This is a genomic window from Methylomonas koyamae (assembly GCF_006483455.1).
Lineage (GTDB): Bacteria > Pseudomonadota > Gammaproteobacteria > Methylococcales > Methylomonadaceae > Methylomonas > Methylomonas koyamae_B.
Genome location: NZ_PPPU01000065.1, coordinates 1 through 20,688 on the forward strand (window position 1 = coordinate 1; position 20,688 = coordinate 20,688).

25 protein-coding genes are annotated in these 20,688 nt (G+C 53.8%); 9 read left to right on the top strand and 16 right to left on the bottom strand.

Going from position 1 to position 20,688, the window contains the following annotated elements:
* The 6 genes from C2U68_RS20330 to C2U68_RS20355 all read right to left on the bottom strand — a co-directional run.
* On the bottom strand, positions 1–319 hold a 319-nt coding region (locus C2U68_RS20330), incomplete at its 3' end, for a transposase (protein ID WP_260839427.1).
* A 593-nt stretch (positions 320–912) separates the two neighbouring features.
* Complete coding sequence (gorA, locus tag C2U68_RS20335) at positions 913–2,265, bottom strand: glutathione-disulfide reductase (protein ID WP_140914300.1); 1,353 nt, start codon at positions 2,263–2,265, stop codon at positions 913–915.
* An 18-nt stretch (positions 2,266–2,283) separates the two neighbouring features.
* Entirely contained in the window at positions 2,284–2,817 is a 534-nt protein-coding gene (locus C2U68_RS20340; protein WP_140914301.1) for a peroxiredoxin, read from the bottom strand.
* Between the two features lie 98 nt (positions 2,818–2,915).
* Positions 2,916–3,359, bottom strand: coding sequence for a DUF2383 domain-containing protein (locus C2U68_RS20345; protein WP_140914302.1), 444 nt, complete (start codon positions 3,357–3,359; stop codon positions 2,916–2,918).
* 46 nt (positions 3,360–3,405) lie between these two features.
* A complete protein-coding gene (locus tag C2U68_RS20350; RefSeq protein WP_140914303.1) occupies positions 3,406–3,945 on the bottom strand; it encodes a hypothetical protein in 540 nt (179 codons plus the stop codon).
* Positions 3,946–4,223: 278 nt separating this feature from the next.
* Complete coding sequence (locus C2U68_RS20355) at positions 4,224–5,054, bottom strand: alpha/beta fold hydrolase (protein WP_140914304.1); 831 nt, start codon at positions 5,052–5,054, stop codon at positions 4,224–4,226.
* Here C2U68_RS20355 and C2U68_RS21360 point away from each other — a divergent pair.
* Positions 5,047–5,658 (top strand): hypothetical protein, encoded by a 612-nt coding sequence (locus C2U68_RS21360; RefSeq protein ID WP_186289692.1) that lies wholly within the window; start codon positions 5,047–5,049, stop codon positions 5,656–5,658. The genes C2U68_RS20355 and C2U68_RS21360 overlap by 8 nt on opposite strands.
* A gap of 335 nt (positions 5,659–5,993) precedes the next feature.
* Here the strand turns inward: C2U68_RS21360 and C2U68_RS21690 are convergent, their stop codons facing one another.
* From C2U68_RS21690 to mgtA, 7 genes are all read right to left on the bottom strand, one after another.
* Complete coding sequence (locus C2U68_RS21690; protein ID WP_140914306.1) at positions 5,994–6,272, bottom strand: CsbD family protein; 279 nt, start codon at positions 6,270–6,272, stop codon at positions 5,994–5,996.
* A gap of 41 nt (positions 6,273–6,313) precedes the next feature.
* Entirely contained in the window at positions 6,314–6,496 is a 183-nt protein-coding gene (locus C2U68_RS20370; protein WP_140914307.1) for a CsbD family protein, read from the bottom strand.
* 147 nt (positions 6,497–6,643) lie between these two features.
* Positions 6,644–7,084: a DUF2383 domain-containing protein gene (locus C2U68_RS20375; protein ID WP_140914308.1), complete on the bottom strand. Its 441-nt coding sequence runs from the start codon at positions 7,082–7,084 to the stop codon at positions 6,644–6,646.
* A gap of 37 nt (positions 7,085–7,121) precedes the next feature.
* Positions 7,122–7,643 (bottom strand): hypothetical protein, encoded by a 522-nt coding sequence (locus tag C2U68_RS20380; RefSeq protein ID WP_140914309.1) that lies wholly within the window; start codon positions 7,641–7,643, stop codon positions 7,122–7,124.
* Between the two features lie 17 nt (positions 7,644–7,660).
* Complete coding sequence (locus C2U68_RS20385) at positions 7,661–7,879, bottom strand: BON domain-containing protein (protein ID WP_260839428.1); 219 nt, start codon at positions 7,877–7,879, stop codon at positions 7,661–7,663.
* A gap of 54 nt (positions 7,880–7,933) precedes the next feature.
* The gene (locus tag C2U68_RS20390) at positions 7,934–8,494 is read right to left on the bottom strand and encodes a PRC-barrel domain-containing protein (protein ID WP_140914311.1); all 561 of its coding nucleotides are present in this window, start codon (positions 8,492–8,494) and stop codon (positions 7,934–7,936) included.
* A gap of 408 nt (positions 8,495–8,902) precedes the next feature.
* The gene (gene mgtA / locus C2U68_RS20395; protein WP_140914312.1) at positions 8,903–11,494 is read right to left on the bottom strand and encodes a magnesium-translocating P-type ATPase; all 2,592 of its coding nucleotides are present in this window, start codon (positions 11,492–11,494) and stop codon (positions 8,903–8,905) included.
* 473 nt (positions 11,495–11,967) lie between these two features.
* On the opposite strand from mgtA, the gene C2U68_RS20400 reads away from it, so the two are divergent.
* Entirely contained in the window at positions 11,968–12,336 is a 369-nt protein-coding gene (locus tag C2U68_RS20400) for a DUF4870 family protein (protein ID WP_140914313.1), read from the top strand.
* Between the two features lie 54 nt (positions 12,337–12,390).
* Here the strand turns inward: C2U68_RS20400 and C2U68_RS20405 are convergent, their stop codons facing one another.
* Complete coding sequence (locus C2U68_RS20405; RefSeq protein WP_140914314.1) at positions 12,391–13,104, bottom strand: Crp/Fnr family transcriptional regulator; 714 nt, start codon at positions 13,102–13,104, stop codon at positions 12,391–12,393.
* Positions 13,105–13,547: 443 nt separating this feature from the next.
* Between C2U68_RS20405 and C2U68_RS20410 the strand changes: the two genes are divergently transcribed.
* A complete protein-coding gene (locus tag C2U68_RS20410) occupies positions 13,548–13,886 on the top strand; it encodes a hypothetical protein (protein WP_140914315.1) in 339 nt (112 codons plus the stop codon).
* A gap of 197 nt (positions 13,887–14,083) precedes the next feature.
* Here C2U68_RS20410 and C2U68_RS20415 read toward each other — a convergent pair whose 3' ends face one another.
* Positions 14,084–14,803 carry a Crp/Fnr family transcriptional regulator gene (locus tag C2U68_RS20415; RefSeq protein ID WP_140914316.1) on the bottom strand — a complete coding sequence of 240 codons (720 nt, stop codon included), beginning with the start codon at positions 14,801–14,803 and terminating at the stop codon, positions 14,084–14,086.
* Positions 14,804–15,175: 372 nt separating this feature from the next.
* On the opposite strand from C2U68_RS20415, the gene shc reads away from it, so the two are divergent.
* Together shc and C2U68_RS20425 are read left to right on the top strand one after the other, a co-directional pair.
* Positions 15,176–17,155, top strand: a complete 1,980-nt coding sequence (gene shc / locus C2U68_RS20420) for a squalene--hopene cyclase (RefSeq protein WP_140914317.1) — start codon at positions 15,176–15,178, stop codon at positions 17,153–17,155.
* 65 nt (positions 17,156–17,220) lie between these two features.
* Positions 17,221–17,541 (top strand): hypothetical protein, encoded by a 321-nt coding sequence (locus C2U68_RS20425; protein WP_140914318.1) that lies wholly within the window; start codon positions 17,221–17,223, stop codon positions 17,539–17,541.
* 21 nt (positions 17,542–17,562) lie between these two features.
* On the opposite strand, the gene C2U68_RS20430 is transcribed toward C2U68_RS20425, so the two are convergent.
* Positions 17,563–18,117: a PAS domain S-box protein gene (locus tag C2U68_RS20430; RefSeq protein WP_140914319.1), complete on the bottom strand. Its 555-nt coding sequence runs from the start codon at positions 18,115–18,117 to the stop codon at positions 17,563–17,565.
* A gap of 285 nt (positions 18,118–18,402) precedes the next feature.
* On the opposite strand from C2U68_RS20430, the gene C2U68_RS20435 reads away from it, so the two are divergent.
* The 4 genes from C2U68_RS20435 to C2U68_RS20450 all read left to right on the top strand — a co-directional run bounded on the left by C2U68_RS20435 (position 18,403) and on the right by C2U68_RS20450 (position 20,647).
* On the top strand, positions 18,403–18,789 hold the full coding sequence (locus C2U68_RS20435) for a DUF4398 domain-containing protein (protein WP_140914320.1): 387 nt from the start codon (positions 18,403–18,405) through the stop codon (positions 18,787–18,789).
* A 20-nt stretch (positions 18,790–18,809) separates the two neighbouring features.
* Positions 18,810–19,694 carry an OmpA family protein gene (locus tag C2U68_RS20440; RefSeq protein WP_140914321.1) on the top strand — a complete coding sequence of 295 codons (885 nt, stop codon included), beginning with the start codon at positions 18,810–18,812 and terminating at the stop codon, positions 19,692–19,694.
* A gap of 116 nt (positions 19,695–19,810) precedes the next feature.
* A complete protein-coding gene (locus C2U68_RS20445; protein WP_140914322.1) occupies positions 19,811–20,224 on the top strand; it encodes a carboxypeptidase regulatory-like domain-containing protein in 414 nt (137 codons plus the stop codon).
* A 135-nt stretch (positions 20,225–20,359) separates the two neighbouring features.
* Positions 20,360–20,647 (top strand): hypothetical protein, encoded by a 288-nt coding sequence (locus C2U68_RS20450; protein WP_140914323.1) that lies wholly within the window; start codon positions 20,360–20,362, stop codon positions 20,645–20,647.
* Positions 20,648–20,688: the final 41 nt, after the last annotated feature.

The window sequence follows — 20,688 nt, forward strand, 5'->3', positions numbered from 1 at the left end:
CATCGGGCACCGCTTCCAGACGAATACCGCAAAAGTGCCGCAGGGACTCAATCTCGTACAGCGCGTCTTCCATGCCGGGATCGGAGTAGTTGTAGACAATCTGGGCCACGTGCACATGCAGCATGGCATTCAAGGCAAACGGCCTGCGACCACGTCCTTGGCCTGATGCGTAATGCGGTTCAATCACCGCTCGCATGACTGACCAGGGCAACAATTCTTCGAGTTGGTTCAGAAACTTCTCCCGCCGGGTGAGTTTGCCTTTATTGGCGTATTCGACATCGGCAAAACTGAGCTGTTGATACTGTTCCATGGGCGTCATCTCGAAATCCGGGCTATTGCTGAATTATATCGCTCGCGGGAAATTAATCAGAGGTTCCTTAAGATTTTTAAATAATATTTTTTGTCCGTGGCTATTGGGATCTTGATATTAAATCGAAATAGGAATGGCTATGTGGTGCGCCGAACTGAATAGAGCAATCGTTGGCGGTTATAATCATGCCAGCCTTATAAAATTATTTTCATGCCAATACCTGTTTTGATGATGCGGCATGAAAAGAATTAATAAGGCATTTAAAAACGATTAATAAAACCATTAACAGGTTGGTGAAAAACCATATTTGAGACGCTAATTTTGCTCAATCGAACCAATATTTAGTAGGAAAATAGCTTCATCGGCACTAAATATAGATTCATTCAACGCCAAAAAAGAGTTTTTCACCAACCTGTTAAACCTTGAGCTAATATGAAAACTATTAAATTTACGCGTAAATTATCTCGGAATACCAGACTGAAGGCGCTTGATCGCGATCATGGCCCGCTCCTGCCATCCTTAACTTAACGACATTGGTCCCGGATCGGCCGCGTTACGCAGGCTGGTTTGGCTTTTGCCCGGTAAAGCTTGGGCGGTCCTTTTTAGGTCCCGACTTGCTGCAGAGTAACAAACTCTTCCGCGGCGGTCGGGTGGATGCCGATAGTCGAATCGAACAAGGCTTTAGTCGCTCCGGCACGCATGGCAACAGCCATGCCCTGGATAATTTCCGGAGCATCGGCACCCACCATGTGCAGACCGATAACCTTGCCGGTGGCATGGTCCACGACCATTTTCATCAACGTGTTTTCATCCTTGCCCGACAGTGTGTTTTTGAGCGGCTTGAATTCGGTTTTATAAATATCGATGTCGGTATATTGTTGCCGCGCTTTAGCTTCGGTTAAACCGACGCTGGCGATATTGGGTTGGCAAAACACCGCCGTGGGGATGTTGGCGTAATCCACCGGTCGCTGTTGCATGGCATATAAACTATTCACCAGCGCTTCGCCTTCGGCTATCGCTACCGGCGTCAGGTTGACCCGGTCGGTGACGTCCCCCAGTGCATAGATTGACGGCAGATTGGTTTGGTAGTGGCTATCGACGATGATCGCGCCGTTATCGTCCAGTGCCACGCCAAGTTGTTCCAAGCCGAATCCGCGCGAATTGGGCGTTCTGCCGGTGGCATACATCACCAGATCGGTAACCATGGTATTGCCGTCCAGCAAGCGAACGTTATAGGCGTCGCCAGCTGCTGCGATCGATTGCACATCGCAATCAAACAGGATCTCGATGCCTTGTTTGCGCAGGGCTGTCGCTAGAAAATCGCGAATATCCTCGTCAAATCCTGCCAACAGTTTTGGTTCGCGATGGCAAATGGTGGTATCCACACCCAGGCTATTCAGGATGCTGGCAAATTCGACCGCAATATAGCCGCCGCCGACAATCACGATGCGTTCCGGTAACTTGTCCAGTGAGAACATGTCGTTGGAGGTTACGATGTATTCTTTACCGGCAATATCGGGCACAAACGGCCAACCGCCGGTGGCCAGCAAAATGCGTTTGGCCGTGGATTGCGCGCCGGCGACCGCGACTGTGTGGGCATCGAGCAATTGCACTTTGCCGTTGAAGATGGTCACTCGGGATTGTTGCAAGTGGTGTTGGTAGACGGCTCGTAAGCGCTCGACTTCCCGATTTTTGTTGGCGATCAAGCTGGGCCAATCGAAGGAGGCATTGTCCAGAGTCCAGCCAAAACCGGCCGCGGCGGCAAAGTCGTCTTTAAATTGCGCAGCGTAGACTAATAGTTTTTTCGGTACGCAGCCCAAGTTGACGCAGGTGCCGCCAAAATGGCGGACCTCGGCGACGGCAACCCGCGCGCCTTGATTGGCGGCCAGATTCGCGGCCCTTACGCCGCCGGAGCCGGCACCCACAACGAATAGATCGTAGTCATAGTCAGTCACGGACAGTCCTTGGCAGGTTTAGACAAATTTTCGTTGCGGCAAATAGGCCAACAGCGTATCCACATCGCTCACCGTAAACGGATCGTCCGGGCAATCGTCGCTTTGGCCGGGTTCGCTGAATATTTTCACAATATTTTTGTCTTCGACCAGCATGGAATACCGCCAGGAGCGGTTACCGAAACCGACATTGTATTTTTTCACCACCATGCCCATCGCTGCGGTAAATTCGCCGTTGCCGTCCGGTAGCATTTTCACGTTGGCGATGTTTAGATGTTGGCCCCATTGGTACATCACAAAAGCATCGTTGACGCTCAGGCAATAGACTTCATTGATGCCATGGGAGACCAGTTCCTGGTATTTGGCATCAAAGCCCGGCAGATGCTTGTTCGAGCAAGTGGGCGTGTATGCGCCGGGTAGCGCGAAAATTACGATGGATTTGCCTTTGAAAATTTCGTCGCTACTGACATCTTGCCAGCGAAACGGATTCTCGCCGCCAATACTTTCGTCGCGAACGCGGGTTTTGAAGATGACATCGGGAACAGTGGTAAGCATGTTGACGAACTCCTTGATTCAGTCGCAACGGCATCGATCTTGGCAATGCCGTTGTTGTCGGATTAAACGACGGGGTGTCAGGCTGTATTCGAGTAACGCTAAGCGGCCATCGAACTCATCATTTTCTCCAGCGTGGCGATATGGGCGTGTTGGGCAGGCACAAGCTTATGTTCGATCAAGCTGCGAATTTGAGTGCCGAGCTCCTGGTCCTGCAGCGCCTGTTCATAATCTGCCAGACCGCGCTTTTCGCCTTCCTGCAGTACTTTTAGCGTGGCTTGCTTACCGAGAGCATGGGCGCCGCCTTGGATCAATTTTGCCCAAGAACCCCAAACTCCGGAACCTTTCACCGGCGTACCGCCTAACTCGCGGATTTGCATACGTAGGCTGGATACGGCGGTTTTATGGTCTTGGTAAATCGGCAATAGCGATTCGGTTTCGCCTAGCGAGGCGTTTTCCCGCAATTGCTTTAAGACCTGGCAGTAAGTCTCAGCAGCGGCCAGTTCGTCGATGAGTAAATTGTCTATCGTATCAATGCTGTGCATAAAAAATCCTATGTGTGGAGGTGTGGGGAGCTATGGCAAAGGCCTATCAAATAAAGGCCGATACTTCCTCGGATGAAGAAATGTCCGCGGCATTGGCTTGCAGGAAAATAGCGTTTGCGGCATCCCTCGTCGCAACCCTTGCGGTATTGACCGCGACCAAAATGTATCCGGCCTTGATTTTTTCTTGGTAGTGTCCGGCGTGATGCGCTGGAATACCGACGCCAATCAGGGCGGTAGTTAAGTCTTCCGCGCAGCCTTTATCAGGAGTGCGGCATAATTCGACTCTAACCGGGCCGCCGGCAATGAAGCGGCCAAGGCCCTGAATCTCCAGACTTTCGGCTCTGTTGAACCATTCCTGGTTGCCGCTATCTTTCGCAGCACTATTGCCGCTTTCAATGGCATTTTGCGGGAAGATCGACGGGTTCAAGGTGTCCGAAAATAGCAAAGATATTTCATTGTTTGCAAACCCCGCTAATTTAAGATTATTTACGATAGTCATTGTTTGGCCGAGGTCTTGGCAGATACAAAAAACAGGCTTATACATAATAGTCTCTTCGATCTGAATGGCGGCTTGATACGCTGCCATCTGGATGAATATTTACTGCGATTTCATTAATAATGGAGGGTGTTTGGCAAAAGACCTGCAGCTATTAACGATTTATTGTTTTCTATAAACAAGGTATCGAATAATTTGTCGTTCAATACCTTATTCCGGAGTTTTAGGATACTGTTAAGTCGAGTTTGTGTCGGTACGTCGCCACACATTCACGATGAATAAATATCGAAGTATAAGAATATTTTATGCTTGTGATATGTGAATGTATTTTCGTGGCGAACCCAACGGATTAGCCGCGTTGCCGTGCATTACTCGGCGGAGGTTTTTAGAAACGCAAGTAGATCGCTATTGAGTTGGTCTTTGTGGGTGTCGGTCAAGCCGTGCGATCCGCCGGGGTAAATTTTCAGTATTGCGTTCTTTATGAGTGTCGTTGCGGCAAGCGCGGAAGCCGCTATCGGCACGATTTGATCGTCGTCGCCGTGGATAACCAAGGTCGGAATCTCGAATTTTTTCAGGTCGTCGGAAAAATCGGTTTCCGAGAAAGCCTTGATGCATTCAAGCTGGTTTAGCAGGCCCCCTTGCATGCCCTGTAACCAGAACGCCTCGCGTACCCCTTCGCTAATCTTCGTGTCGGGGCGGTTGGCGCCGTAGAACGGAGAGGCGAGGTTTTTATAAAATTGCGAACGATCGGCGGAAACGCCGCTGCGAATGTCGTCAAATACCGAGATCGGTAGCCCGACCGGGGTCTCGTCGGTTTTAAGCATCAGCGGCGTAACGGAACCTATCAGCACTACCCGCTTAACTCGCTGGCAACCGTGGCGGCCAATGTATCTCGTTATCTCGCCGCCGCCGGTCGAATGGCCTACCAAGGCGATGTCGCTTAGCTCCAGGTTTTCGATGAGCGCTGCCAAGTCGTCGGCATAGGTGTCCATGTCGTTGCCTATCGATGGCTGGCTGGAACGCCCATGTCCGCGTCTATCGTAGGCAATGCAGCGGTAGCCGTTTGCTGCCAGATAGACCATTTGCTTTTCCCAGGCATCGGCGGTGAGCGGCCAGCCATGACTAAATACCACGGTCGGGCCCTGTCCCCAGTCTTTGTAGTAAATGTTCGTGCCGTCTTCGGTGAGAATGATGTTCATGATGCTTTCTCCTTGGCTCGCGCGCGAGTCGACCTGGTTGGTTGCTCAGCAGAAAACCCGATTCATACTGATGCGGCAATCGATTTTTCCGAATAAAGATCGTTGGGCGGCGTGGCTGTCCGACCCGGATGCGGGTACTTGCGGATTCGGTTGTATGGCTATCGCGCAGGCCGACACTGCTGCCGAAATAACGGCGGCTGCGAATAGATATCCAGGGCGCATCGACGTTAAAGATCGGTTAATGTTGAATGCTGAGCATTTGCCGGCAACTGTCGGCGCAATGTTGGCAAGCCACAACGCAATCCTTCATATCGCCGATCTCGTCGCATTCCAGCGCACAGGCTTCGCAAATCTCTGCGCAAACTTCGTGCAGGCGATGCAAAAAATGCGATCCGGTCAGCTGGAAATTTGCCAAAGTCTGGCAGATCTCGGCGCAGTTCAGCATCAGTCGCAAATGTTTGGCTTTGACATGTTTCCCGCCCGTTTCCAGGCAATGGTTCATCGCAGTGTGCAGACAAATCTGGTGGCAAAGGCTGCATGCGGCAATACACGCTTGCGTTGCATGTTCCGATTGGGTTATTTGATGCATGGCGTTCTCCGTTGAATAGGGCAATTTGCCCAAGTACCGAATATCTATGGCAAATGTGCCGGCTGTTACGGTTAGCAGCCGGATGTTTGTGTCGATAGGCAACGAATCTGATTAATCCGGCCCCCTAAATACCCAGGTTCCGTCATTCCCGCAAAAGCGGGAATCGATTTTAGAAACTGGACTCCCGCCTTCGCGGGAGCGACGATATTCAAGGACCCGGTTAGTAACTACTGGTATCCACGCCGCCTTAGTAACGCAAAATGCTGCGAACAGTTGTGGGGGGCAGCTAGCCAGCGAACGGACACGCCAAGGGGGGGGAGGCGATCGGTCGGCAAACTAGCTGCTTTTCCTTATTTACCTTCCTTAATATCCTGCTTGATATCGCCATAGCCCTTTTGTGCTTTGCCGAGATTTTTTTGGATATTACCTTCCACTTCCATACCTTTGTCGTCGAGTATTTTGCCGGTCACTTCCTTGACCTTGCCTTTGGTTTCTTCGACCCTGCCTTTTACCTGATCTTGGTTCATCGGGCTGTTGTGTTCATGGTCCGCGGCGAAGGTGCCAAACGAGCAAAACACGCTCAATATGCCGGCCGATAAAATGGGACGTTTGTTCTGAATCGATTTCATGATGTCGCCTTTGAGCAGTTGGATACGGTTTTCCGGCGCGGTCAGTCTTCAGTGGCTTTTTTGATATCGTTTTTAATATCGCCAAAGCCGGACTGGATTTTGCCGGCATTTTTCTGGATGCTGCCTTCAAGTTCCATTTCTTCGTTGTCCAATAGCTTGCCGGTGACTTCTTTGACTTTGCCTTTGGTCTGTTCGACGCGGCCTGTGACTTGATCTTTGTTCATGATGACTCCCGGTGGTGTTTATATTGGCGGTGCAGGTTAATGAGCTTTTCGATGCTCGGAGCAAACCATACTCGGGATATTGGCCGCAGTCGGTACGTCAACACACATTGCTCGGCCGATGTCCAATGGGTGATTACGGCAAGCGTTTTAGCCGATGTCGGCCGGCACCAGCCGATCTAAAATTCGGGTATGCGATATTTGAATAAGCAGTAACTTCCATTCAATTAAGCAGCGAATCGACAGGGGCAGTTCGGCGTTTCTGAGTACCTGCAAATAACATTCTGCAGCGTGTTTTTCGCCTTGCTGCAAAATGTCGAGAGCCGCTTGCGTCGTTAACCTATTGGCGCCTTGAACTCGTTTTACCCACGCCTGCCAGACGCCTGAGTGATCGGCAGGCTTGCCGCCCAGTTCGCGAATTTGGGCTTGCAAATCGGAGATGGCGTTTTTATGGCCCCGGTAAATGGCGATTAAAGGGGCCATCTCCGTGAAATTGCCGTCTTTCCGAAAAGCTTCGAACATCTGCCGATAAGTTGCTGCGGCGCCTAATTCGGTTATGAGCAATTTGTCGATCGCTTCGATATTGTGCATGGCAAGTTTTCGATTGCTTTGTTGAGTGACGTATAAGTTAAGCCGGTACCGAGGCTTCATCGGTGTAAGAGATATCCTCGGCATGCGCGTGGCCGAAAATTTCCTTGATCTGGTCAATCGCCTCGCTGCTGCCGGCGTGCACCGAGATCAAAATGCCGCCACCCTTGATTTTGCCTTCGTAGCGCACGGCTTCGTATTCCGGAATGCCGACACCGATCAATGCGCCTGTCAATCCACCGGCCGCCGCCCCCAATGCGGCGCCGCTCAAGCTGGCCATAATCGGACCGGCGGCGATAAACGGGCCCAAACCAGGGATAGCCAGGCTGCCAATACCGGCCAACCAGCCTAATACGGCGCCGGTGCCCATGCCTACCGTTCCGCCAAGCGCCGCGCCTTCCGGGGCTTTGGTGTGTTTTTCATGGGCAAAATCCTTCGTGGTATTTTTATCCGGCAGCAATACGGAAATATCGTTGCTGGCAAAGCCGGCAGCCTTCAACTGGTTCACAATGCTCTCGGTTTGCTCGATAGTTTGAGCGATACAAAATACGGATTTAGTCATTACATACTCCCACGCCTTTAAGGCGCTTTAGTTTCAAGTTGATTGTCTACCTGCACGACACCGGCCGTTTCCCGGCAGATTTTTTGCAGTTTTATGCTTTCGTCAGTCGTTGCGACGGGGCCGCGCAAAGTCACAACGCCATTGCGGGTAATGATTTTGGCGTTATGCGCATCCATGGATAAGGATTTGTCTTTTAGAACAGTGTTGCGGGCTTGACTATATGGGACTTGCTGGATTGCGTCGGTGCGTCGTCAAACATTACAAACAAGCCCCGCCTTTGAGATGTTTGCTCAGGGGGCCACGCGATAGAACTGACTGACCGCCTCGCGTTGGTCTTCCCACTTGGCTGAGTTTTCCGGCCAGTGTTTTTTGTCAAAGCCCGGCGCTTTCTTTAAGGTGTCTTTGTCCAGGTCAAGGACGTAGTAATCTTTGGGACTCGTCCAATGTAGCGCTCTCCAGGGGATGGCAAACAGCTTGTCCCCCATGCCCATTACTCCGCCGAAGGAAACCACCGCATATACGACTTGACCCGTTGCCGGATCGATCACCAAGTCTTTGATGTCGCCGAGATTTTCATCGGTAGTGTTTTTAACCTTGGCACCGGTAATTTTGCTGGCGCGGCTTACCTGTTGCATTGATCTGTTAGCTTCCTCGGCGCGTTCAATAGATTCTTCCTTATTTGCCTGGTTGACTTCGGCCTGTTTCTCGTCGACTTCATCCTGTTTTTTGCCGAGTTCCTTTTGTTTTTCGACCAGTTCTTTTTGTTTTTGTACTGCGTCTGCCGCGTAGGCCGGACTTAAGAGTGTTGCGCTTAGCAAAGACGCCGCCACATAAGGGATTAACGTTTTCATACTGTTCACCATTGGTTAAAGGATCGGTAGGTTTGTAGTTTGACCGGACACTCCGCAAACTTGTGGCTACTCTATCTGCTCCAACCGACACGGTCGGTACGCTGACGAACATATTGACTTTTGGGTCAAGCGCTTTGCTAACCTTGTTTAATGACATTAGCGAAGTTTTTAGGGACTCGGTTGCCTGGACCAAATCGATGGATGCGATACGAATACGCATTGCTCCAAGGAAATTCGAACGGAATCGGTTGAGCAAATTGTCGGCAATACCGACGAAAAAGCCGCGCCTGTCATCGACCAGAACGCCAAGTGCGGAATCGGACACGAAACAGCCTGATTCGATTGCCGGGTATGCTAGTCGCCGCCAACGATCGCGCTACTGCCGCAACACCAGCCTAGTTTCGTGTATCAGATCAAGCGATGGCCGGATCGATTTCGCTTCCCGTATGCTTGATGCCAGTTGTAAAAGACCGTTTTGACCAGCTGTACCCCGATCAGATACGACGCCGCCATTACCGCTAAGATGAGATAAAACCAGGCCGGCGGCGACACAAAGCCGAAATAGTGCGCCAGCGGCGTAAAGGGTAGGACGGCGCCGATCAACGTAATCGACAGCGAGGTGGCGATTAGCACTGGATGTGCCCGGCTTTTGAACGGATTGCCGCGGGTGCGGATGATGAAAATCACCAGGACTTGGGTGCACAGCGATTCGACGAACCAGCCGGTTTGGAATAGGGCTTCGTCGGCTTTCAATACCGTTAACAAGATATAAAAGGTCAAAAAATCGAACGCGGAACTGATCGGGCCGATCACCAGCATGAAATTGCGGATGAAGTTTATATCCAATGTGCGCGGTTTGCGCAGCTCTTCCGGATCGACCTGATCCAATGGAATCGGCATTTCGGAGATGTCATACAGAATGTTGTTGAGCAGAATCTGCGTCGGCAGCATCGGCAAGAAGGGCAGGAACAAAGCCGCCCCGGCCATACTGAACATATTGCCGAAGTTGGAACTGGTGCCCATCATGATGTATTTCAGAATATTGCCGAAGGTGCGCCGGCCTTCCAGCACGCCGTCGTGTAGCACGTGTAAATCCTGATCCAGCAAAATCATATCGGCGGCTTCCTTGGCCACGTCCACCGCCGAGTCCACCGACAACCCCACATCCGCCGAATGCAGCGACGGCGCGTCGTTGATGCCGTCGCCCAGATAACCGACCACGTGGCCGTGCGCCTTTAAGGCCAGGATGACCCGATTTTTCTGCGCCGGATTGACCCGGCAGAACAGATTGGCCTTTTCGACGCGGATGCGCAAAGCATGGTCATCCATTGCCTCTATATCCTTGCCGGTCAGCACATCTGTCACCGGTATATTCAATTGCGCGCAGACATGCTGAGTCACCAAATCGCTGTCGCCGGTGACGATCTTCACCGTCACGCCGCTATCTTTCAGAGCAGCCAAAGCCGCGCCGGCGCTTTGTTTGGGCGGATCGAGGAAGCCGGCAAAACCGGCAAACACCAGCTCGCTTTCATCGCCGACCACCGCGTGCGGATGATCCATGGGCACTTCGCGCCAGGCGATGCCCAACACCCGAAAGCCTTCCCGTTCCAAGGCATTATGTTGCTCGTGGATACGGGCTCGACTGACCGGATCGAGCGGCAGTTGCGCGTCGCTGCCTTGCTGTTCGTAGCGGGTGCAGAGGGTGATGATTTCTTCGGAGGCGCCTTTCACCACCAGCAAGCGGCCGTTGCCTTTATCCAGCAGCACCGATACCCGCCGCCGCTCGAAATCGAACGGCACTTCGTCTATCTTTTGCCAGGCGCTGACGTCGATATTTTCGTGCGCCAGAATCGCTTCATCCAGTGGGCTTTTCAGGCCGGTCTCAAAGAAACTGTTCAGATAAGCCAGCTCCAGCACCCGCTCGCTGGGCTGGCCTTGCGGATCGATATGTTGTTCCAGTTTGATCTTGGCCTCGGTCAAGGTGCCGGTTTTGTCGGTACACAACACGTCCATCGAACCTAGATTTTGGATGGCTGCCAGGCGTTTGACGATCACCCGCTTTTCGGCCATGTGCATTGCACCGCGCGATAGCGTCACCGATACCACCATCGGCAGCAGTTCCGGCGTCAATCCCACCGCCAGCGCCACGGCAAACAGAAACGATTCCAGCCAGGGCTTGCCCAGATAGGCATTGACCAACAACACGAACATGACCAGCAACACGGTCAGCCGCATGATGAGTAAACCGAATCGATGCGTACCGACCTCAAAGGACGTCGGCGGCGATTGCCGGGTCAGGCTGTCCGCAATCGCGCCGATCGCGGTGCCGGTGCCGGTTTTGATCACCCGCATCGTGGCGCTGCCGCTGATGACGGTGGTGCCCATGAATACCGCATTGCTGGCGTCCTGCAACTCGGTGGCGTCTGCCGGCAATTCGCCGGGATGTTTTTCGATAGGGTAGGCTTCCCCGGTCAATAGCGCCTGCTTGACGAACAGATCGCAGGCTTCCATTAACAAGCCGTCCGCCGGTACCATATCGCCCGCCGAGAGCAGGGCAACGTCGCCGGGCACCACGTCGGCTACAGGCACATCGATGGGCTTGCCGTCACGCATCACTCGAGCTTTAACTGAAACCGAATGGCGCAGGCTTTCCGCAGCCTTGCCAGCCCGGTGTTCCTGGACAAAATCCAAGGTCACGCTGAGCAGCACCATCACGCTGATAATCACAAAGTTGGTGATCTCGCCGATGAATGCGGATATAGCGCTGGCGACCAATAACAGGATCACCAGCGGGTTTTTGAAGCGAGCCAGAAATTGCAGCAGCAAGGATTGTTGTTGGCGATCGCGAAACAGGTTGGGACCGAATTCGGCCAACTTGGCTTTCGCTTCGCTGCTGGATAATCCGTCCCTATCGTTAGCGCGTGCGGTCCTGAGTTGCGAGGCCGATTGCAGCCACCAACATGCGCTGTCAGCCTTATTTTTATCGTTGGTTATTTTCATCGCTTGGTCGATTGTAACGGTGGCAATTGCTAGGAATCAGTGATGGACTTGATGTGACATCAGGCCTTGCTACATCGTCGCAACTGTTCGGGAAAATGATTACAGTTGCCCGGCATCCACCATCGCTCTTACTTCGTCAGCTTTATCACGCCGACGGAGGCCAACCGATTCCTACAAATTAGGGATGCCGCGGCAATTGACAGAGTGCCATTTACAGGCTGCGCCTGACGCCGCACAGTCTAACCAGAATGGGCCACTAAGTCCGTGCGCCGGCGTACTGATGCGATGTGGCGTATTTTGAGAGACCATTGTTTTTAGTTGTTGATGTCAAGTTTATCGTTCGTTGGCGTACAGACGCCGTGATTTTTCGAGATTAGAGTCCGAAGCTGAGTTTGGCCAAGCTCAGCGACGCTCCGCAGGGCGATCGAGTCCCTAAACCCCGAATTTATTTTTTACCAGAGAGGTAAGTAATCATGAACACGACAATTACAAACGAAAAACCCACCGAAGATTTCGCCGCACTGAAAAAGCTGACGGCAACGGTTTACTTATGCCAGGTATTGACCTTTGCCTTTGCGGGATTACCTTTGCTAATCGGGGTAGCGATTAATTTTTTCTATCGCAGCAATGTCAAAGGTACCTGGCTGGAGTCGCATTTTAATTGGCAGATCAAAACCGTCTGGGTGACGTTGGCGGGTTTTGCTTTGTCCGGTTTGTTGTTGATGATGGACACGCAACTCAGCTTGATTGTGTTGATTCCGACCTTGCTGCTGCTGATCTATCGAATCGTTATCGGTTGGACGAATTTGTCCGCCGATAAGTCCTTGCAGGATCTGAGTTAGGCCTTCTATGCAGCCGCTTGGCGGACGCCGTCAAAAAACGGCGAAGGCTGGGCTTCATTTGCAACCCAAGATTCGTTCGTAGGTTTCTCGCTCTGTTTTATAACAGCCGCAAGCCGCGGCTTCCAGGCCGCGGCGATCCAGAATCGTAATATCGCCGCGCCGATAGCGGATCAACTTTTGCTCCTGCAACGAGAGCGCGGCCTTGGTAATCCCGACCCTCCGCACCCCTAAAATATAAGCCAGAAAAATATGGGTGACGTGAAATGTATCGGCGTGCGCGCGGTCATGCGTCATCAACAGCCAACGCGCCAATCTGGGTTCTACCTGATGGTAACGATTGCAGGCCGCCGTTTGCGCGAGTTGACTCATCGAAACGTACAAATAGCGTTTCAATTCTGTCTGTAACGCTCCGCTCCGCGCCAATTCCCGCATAAATAGCGGTGTTCCTATACGCAGTGCGGAGCCGGCTCCTTGCACCAGTGCTTGAAACGGCGCGATATCGACGCCCAATATCAGCGTGATACCCAGCATGCCTTCGTTGCCGATCAAACCGACTTCCAAACCGGTATCGCCATCGGTTGGCGTGACCAGCGAAATAAAACTGCTGGTCGGGAAATACACATGCGGTATCCGGGCGCCGTTCAGGTATAACACTTGGCAAAAGGCCAGTTCGACCGGTTCGCAGTGTTCCAGCAAATGTTGGCGATCGTTATCGGGCAACGCGGCCAGCAGACGATTGGCCACAGGCGCGGCTGGGATGGACGGCACGGGCGTTCTCCGGCGTAGTTTTAAGGAAATCCTGCGGGGGGAATAGCATCCGGAGGGAGGTTAATCGCCACTCCCGCGCTGGGTGCCGGCAACGCTGCGTCCACCGGCCTGGCAGCGAGACTATAGCGCCGGACTTGCGCTGTCTGTATGTTAGCGCACGTTGGCCGTGCTTCGCCTGCCGCAGGCTTAGCCCGCGCCGGGTGTGGAATGGGCTATGTGCTTTAGCGTACAGACCGGAGCCGGTTATTGCCGTAACCTCGCTTCAGCTCCGGTGGAATCATCGGGCAACCGGGGATGTAAACGCGCGCATTGTGCATTCGCACGAGTGCGTTTCAGTTTTGACGTCCCGGTTATAGAGCACTATGCGATATCTTGAGAAGCTTTCAGTCGGCCACCGAAATTCGGCATTTTGCGCATTTAAAATACATACACCAGGTAGATTTATGAAAACTAGATACTTTTTGATGGCATTGGTTTTGTCGTGGGTTTCGCTGAGCGCGCATGCCGCCGGCAGTCCGATGAACGAAAACTTTACCAACCTGATCACCCTGTCCAACAATGCCTTGGAAACAGGCAAGACCGGCGACACCAAAGCCTTTATCGACAGTGCAACCGTCGCTTGGGAGGCGTTAAAAGTCCAAAATGAGCAAGGCATTTCCATTCGGTTGCAACGGGCTAACGCCAAGCTGAAGGCCGCCATCAAAGCCGCCAAAGCCGGTAAATTGGATGAAGGCATGGCCGAGCTTGAGCAAGGCATCGTTGAAATGAAACAGGAACGGTAATCCAACATCCGGAATCCGGCCAGCACTCGCCGAAACCAGCAAATAGGCGGCAGAATGATGAGTCACACCCTTGAAGCGGGCAACAGCCGGCTTTTTTATGGGCTCCGGTTATACGGCTATCGACGGATTCGGTACCCGAACCGTCGATGCCGAGCGGCGCGACGACCAAATCGACTTACGGCGTTTGACGCTTGAGTTTATTGCTCTGGGGGAGGGGGCAGCAGCCTGTCGGATTCGGCTTTGACCACGTGATAGCACTCGCAGACCCGCGCTTCCAGGCCGGGCCGGTCCAGCACCGTAATTCGGCCGCGGCTGTAATGAATCAAACCGGCCTGCTGCAATTTGCCGGCCGCCTCGGTAACGCCCTCCCGGCGTACGCCCAACATGTTGGCGATCAATTCTTGTGTCATCGCCAATTCGTTGCTTGGCAGCCGGTCCAGACTCAATAGCAGCCAGCGGCATAGTTGCTGGTCTACCGAATGGTGCCGGTTGCATACCGCGGTTTGCGCCATTTGCGTGATCAGGGCCTGGGTATAACGCAGCAATAAATGCAACATCACTTCGTAGCGGTTGAATTCCTGCATCAACAGTTGTCCACGCAAACGATAGGCATGTCCGGCACTTTGCACCACGGCCCGATTCGGCATGCTGCCGCCGCCCATAAACAATGCCACGCCGATCATGCCGTCGTTGCCGACGACGGCGATTTCCGCCGACGCGCCGTTCTCCATCACGTACAGCAAGGATATGATGCAGGTGGCGGGAAAATAGACGTAGCGCAATTCGCCGCCGGATTCGTAAATCACTTCTCCCAGCGGCATGTCCACGCGTTCCAGATGCGGTAACAGCCGTTGGTATTCGGCAGTCGGCAACGCATTTAGCAAATGGTTGAGTTGCGGATTGTCGAGATCGCTCATTTGCTGCCCTGGTAGTTATCAAAAAAATTAGATCCGCTCCAGCAATAACGGCCAGTGTAGCCCCATTGTAATAGGCCGTGCATTTCCGCTCTGTGCGTTAAGGAACAGAGCGACGGGCGCAGAAATGGTAGTGCCGGCCTATCGAATAGGCGGCTTATGTGCGATAGCGTACAGACCGCAATGCTGTCGGCATTTAAGCTGCAGTTTTGTAACTTCCAAGCATTGATGTTCAAGTTTCAGGCAATCTCCAAGACCATGTGTGCCAACTGTCGCCGCAACCTATGTGAGTTGCGGCGTTTTTTTTGAATGTCTTCGCGCCGAGTCGGAGGCCCGCAGGCCTTATCGCACGGGTGAAATCAGAGAATTAAAATCATGCTAACAGAAAATTCATCGCTGGCCGGTGTGGATTTTGACTGCAGCGCTGCCCGCGCGGCGCCGGTAAATCTGGATAGGGCGATTGCGATGGCCAAGGCGCAGTTGTTGAAGCTGCAAAACCCGGCCGGTTATTGGGTGTTCGAGCTGGAAGCCGATTGCACGATTCCGGCCGAGTACATCATGATGATGCATCATATGGCCGAGATCGATACGGCGCTACAAGCTAAAATTGCCAACTTCCTGCGCAGCCAGGCCGGCGCGGACGGCAGTTATCCGTTATACAAAGGCGGCGCCGGCGATTTGAGTTGCACCGTTAAAGTCTATTACGCGCTGAAACTGGCCGGTGACGCTGCGGATTCGGCCCATATGCTGAAAGCCCGCGTCTGGATCTTGAGGCAGGGTGGCGCAGCGAAGGCCAATGTGTTTACCCGCATCATGCTGGCGATGTTCGAGCAAATCCCGTGGCGCGCCGTACCGTTTCTTCCGGTGGAAATCATGCTGTTGCCGAAGTGGTTTCCGTTTCATATCGACAAAGTCTCGTATTGGTCGCGTACGGTGATGGTGCCGCTTTCTGTACTATGTACATACCGAGTGAAGGCGCGCAATCCGCGTAAAATCGGCTGTGCGGAGCTCTTCATCACTGCGCCCGATCAAGAAAAGCACTATTTCTCCCACGTTAAAACGCCGTTAGGCAAGGCCATTCTGGTGCTGGATCGGCTTGGCCGGTGCCTCGAGCCGTTGATACCCGACTTTGTCCGACGTAAGGCCACGGTCAGGGCTGCGGACTGGTATATGGCCCGATTGAACGGCTATGACGGATTGGGGGCTATTTTCACCGCAATGGTCAACGCTTACGAAGCGATGGACCTTCTCGGCGTTCCGCCTGACGACGCCCAACGGCAAACCGCCCGAGCCGCCATCGATAGATTGCTGGTGGTGAAAGGCGATATCGCCTACTGCCAGCCTTGCGTATCGCCGATTTGGGATACCGGTCTGGCGGTACTGGCTTTGCAGGAGGCCGATCAGCAAAACGCCGAGGCCTGCTGCCGGCAAGCCACCCAGTCGGCCCTGAGTTGGCTGGCGGCCAAACAGTTATGCGACGAACCGGGGGATTGGCGTGTGCAACGCCCTGGGCTGGCCGGCGGCGGTTGGGCTTTTCAGTTCGGCAACAGTCATTATCCGGATGTCGACGATACCGCAGTGGTGGCCTATGCGATGCTGCAAGCCGATACGCCGGCGTTTGCCGAAAATATCCGGCGCGCAGCGCACTGGATCGCCGGCATGCAATCAAGCAATGGCGGTTATGGCGCTTTCGATGCCGACAACAACCATTACTATTTAAATCAGATCCCGTTTGCCGATCACGGCGCTTTACTGGATCCGCCAACGGCGGATGTTAGCGCCCGTTGCGTCATGCTGTTGGGTAAACTGGATGTAGAGCAGTTGGAATACCGCGAAGTGATCGAGAGTTGCATCGCTTATCTGCGTAAGGAGCAGGAGGCCGATGGTTCCTGGTTCGGGCGCTGGGGTACCAATTACCTATACGGCACTTGGTCGGTTTTGCTGGGTTTTGCCGCCGCTGGCGTTGCCGCAAACGACGCCAGCGTGCGCAAAGCCGTAACCTGGTTAAAGTCCAGGCAACGCGCCGACGGCGGCTGGGGTGAAGGCAATCTCAGCTACCATCGGCCCTGGGTCCGCGGCGTATTCGACAGTAGCACCGCGTTCCACACCGCGTTGGCGGTGATGGCTTTGCTGGCGGCCGGGGAAACCGATTGTCCGGAAGTGGCCGGCGGCGTGAATTATCTGCTAAAAGGCCAGCAGGCGGACGGATTCTGGCACGACGACTGTTTCAACGCGCCGGGGTTTCCGAAGTTTTTTTACCTGAAGTACCATGGCTACGACAAGGTTTTCCCGCTATGGGCTTTGGCCCGCTATCGAAATGGCCGGGCACGAAGAACCAGCGGCATGAGCGGGTAGGGTGATGCCGCCGGATTGCCGGTTCCGGGGCACCGATAGACTTGGCACCGACAGGAGCAACGGGGATGAATACCCATGATTCGCGCTCAAAACCGCGCCGCTCGGCGTCTAGCCGTCGCCTGGCCGATAGGCGGCAAATTCCCTATCCATTTGCTTCGCCGCAGTGGCTGGAAAATATCGAAAACGCTTATCTGGCCTGGCCGAAATCCGACCGGCGCAGTCGAAATACGCGCATAGGAGACAGGCGCAACTGCGAGCGGCGTTTGGCGCACGTTGCCGGGCAGGCTCGCCCTGCGCAAACAGTTTCCCGCATATCGCTGACTAACGAGGAACGGCGCTTGATCGAAAGCCTGTATTCGAAGGAAGGGGAGTCGCTTCTACCATAAAACCGGTCCGGCAGCAGACGTTCAACGCTTGCCGATTTGGGTTAGAAACACCAGCAGCATAGGTTGCGTATCGGTAAATTCCCGACGCCGGCAGTCGAGATGGGCATAAAACACCGACCCGTCTTGGTGCAGTAATTCCAGATCGAACGCCAAGCCTTCGGCGTCGGCCGAATCCATCATTTGCCGAAACTGGCGGTACCAGTGGTCGCGGTAATCTGCGGCGACAAACCTGGAGAAGCGCGCCAAGTGCAAGCGATCGCGATTTGCCCCGAACAACGCGGCGCCAGCCAGATTGATTTCGCTGATTTGATCTTCGGCATCGATGATGAGGTAGCCGGCCGGGGCGAACTCGTAAAGGTCCTTATAGCGATCTCGGGATTCTGTCAGAGCCTGGTGGGTTCGTTGCAGCTCATCGTTCTGCATTTCCAGTTCGATTTTGTGCACCAACAGTTCGTGCAGCAACATTTCCGCCGGCTGGATATTCATTGACGCTGGTGGCGAGACACTGGATACCATGGCTTCGGCTTTTTCTCTCAGCGACTTGCGCCGCTCGATTCCATCCCATTTTAAGTTCATACCGCAGTTTCTCCAGGTCGACATATCGACATCCAAGTTGTTACCAAGCGGATCCTTATCGCCCGCCAGGACGGGCCTATGTGCGTTAACGAACTGTGTTGCATCGCACAAAGGCGTCTAATCGACCCCGACGCTTACCTAGGCCAATTCTCTGCTAATCCTAACATCCGTCTCGGGTTGGAGCTTGAAAAATTTCAGCGACTTTACGGCAATCGACCGCAACGGGATAGGCGGCAAGGCCGGGCTGCGGTGGCATTCGATGTTTAACGCACAGGACAAAAAATCATGACAATCATTAAACACCCTCTACCGTCTCGGACCATATACGGCATCGGTTTGGCCACTGCGCTATTCGCGGCCGGCTGCGCCAGTATACCGGCTCCGACCGAACAAATGGCCGTGTCCAAAGCGGCGGTCAATAGTGCCAGTAGCGCCGGAGGTAACGAGTATGCGCCGATACCGTTGCGGGCCGCCGTGCAGAAATTGGATGCCGCCGAACGTGCGATGTCCCAGAAAGACTATTTGCAAGCCAGGCAATTAGCGGAACAGGCCCAAGTCGACGCTCAACTGGCTGCGGCGACCGCGCGGGCGGCAAAGGCTCAAAAAGCGGCGCGCGAGCTGCAGGAAAGCAATCGCGTCCTGCGCGAAGAAATCGACCGCAAAGCTCAATAATTTCCTCAATGGAGTTCAATATGCAAATCTACCGAATTTTTCCGCATACGCTGATCGCCGCAGCCATAATATCCGGCTGCACCACCGTGCCCAATGCATCTTTGATCGATGCCCACAACAGTTACAACAACGCCCGAATCAATTCCGAAGTGGGAACGCTGGCGGAGTTGGAAATGAAGCAGGCGGACGACACGCTCAAAAAAGCCGACCGCGCCTACGCCGAAGATGACGAGGACGAATCCGTTACCCATCTGGCCTATATCGCCACCCAACAAGTGGCCATTGCACAGGCAACGGCCAAGCGCAAAACGGCGGAAACCGCCGTGAATAACGCCGAGGGCAAACGCAACCAAGTACGTCTCGACGCGCGTACCGCCGAAGCCGATGCTGCCAAACGCCAAGTGGCGATCAGCCAACAAACCGTAGACAGGCAAGCCGGCGAATTGGCGATAGCCGGCGCCAATAGCCAGCGCGACCAGGCCTTGATCGCCCAACAGGACATTTTGATCAACGAACTGAACGCCAAGCAAACCGCGCGCGGTCTGGTAATCACCTTGGGCGACGTGTTATTCCGCAGCAACAAGGCGCAATTGCAATCCGGCGGCCTGCGTAACATCGACAAACTGGCCGATTTTCTGAAGCAATATCCCGATTACAAGGTGTTGGTCGAAGGTTATACCGACTCCAGGGGCAGTGCCGACCTGAATCAGGACTTATCGGAGCGCCGAGCCTATTCGGTACGGACCGCTCTGGTGGACTCCGGTGTCAGCAGTGACCGGGTCAGAACCCGCGGTTATGGCGAGGATTATCCGGTTGCCGACAACAACACAGCCGCCAGCAGGCAATTGAATCGGCGGGTCGACATTATCCTGTCAGATGCCAACGGCAATATCGCGACGCGCTAGCGGGCTCAAATTCGGCCACCCGGAACGTTGGGCAATCGGCAGGTTCAGCCGCTGCCTGAATTGATGAAGGCGAACTTAGTTTTTCAAGTCTCGCCAAGTAGCGAGGAATGATGAAGATGAAAAAACGATATACCGCTTTGATGATTGCGTGGTTTTTGCACTGCATCTCGGCCGGCGCCGGTGCATCTTCACTTGAGGAAGAGAACCAGGGCGACGTCGGTTTTATCAGCGGCGGTGTCGGTATCGAAGAGCGGGCGGCGCTAAATAACGTCCGCACCGATTACAACCTGAGCTTGTTGTTTTCCAGTCAGGATAGCGGCGAGTATTTCAGCGGCGTAAGCGTCAGGATTAGCGACGGCAATGGCCGGATAGTGCTGGATACCGTATCCGCAGGCCCGATTCTGTTTGCCAAGCTCAAGCCCGGCCGCTATCGGGTTAGCGCCGATCATGAAGGGCAGACGATTCGTAAATCCGTAGCCGTCGACGGCAAACACCGGGCGGCGTTGGGGTTTGCTTGGCCGGATCGTTAAGTTTGGCATATGTGGGTTAGCGTACGGACGCCGTTACCCGCGGCCGCTAAATTGCCGCCAGCGCTTTAGGCCGTCCCGCGCCGGCGCATGGCTCCTGATACTGCCATCCCTACAAGTATCACCAACGAGACACACATGAAAACCAAAAACGAGTACATCGAAATCTTGGCGACTCAGCTTAAAGAATGGAGCGCCGAGGTCGACCATTTGACCGCAAAAGCCGAGAATGCTGCGGCACTGTTGAAAACGAGCTACATCGAAGAGCTGGATGTCCTGCGCGCCAAGCAACAAGCGGCTGAAGAAAAACTGAAAGAGCTGGAAGAATCCGGCAAATATGGCTGGCTGGCGTTGAAAGATACGGCCGACCAGGTATGGGACGATCTTAGAATCGGGCTGGCCGATGTCGCTGCCAAATTAACCTAACAACCCGATTGCGATATCTGTCTAGAAGTGGCTCCATTCGT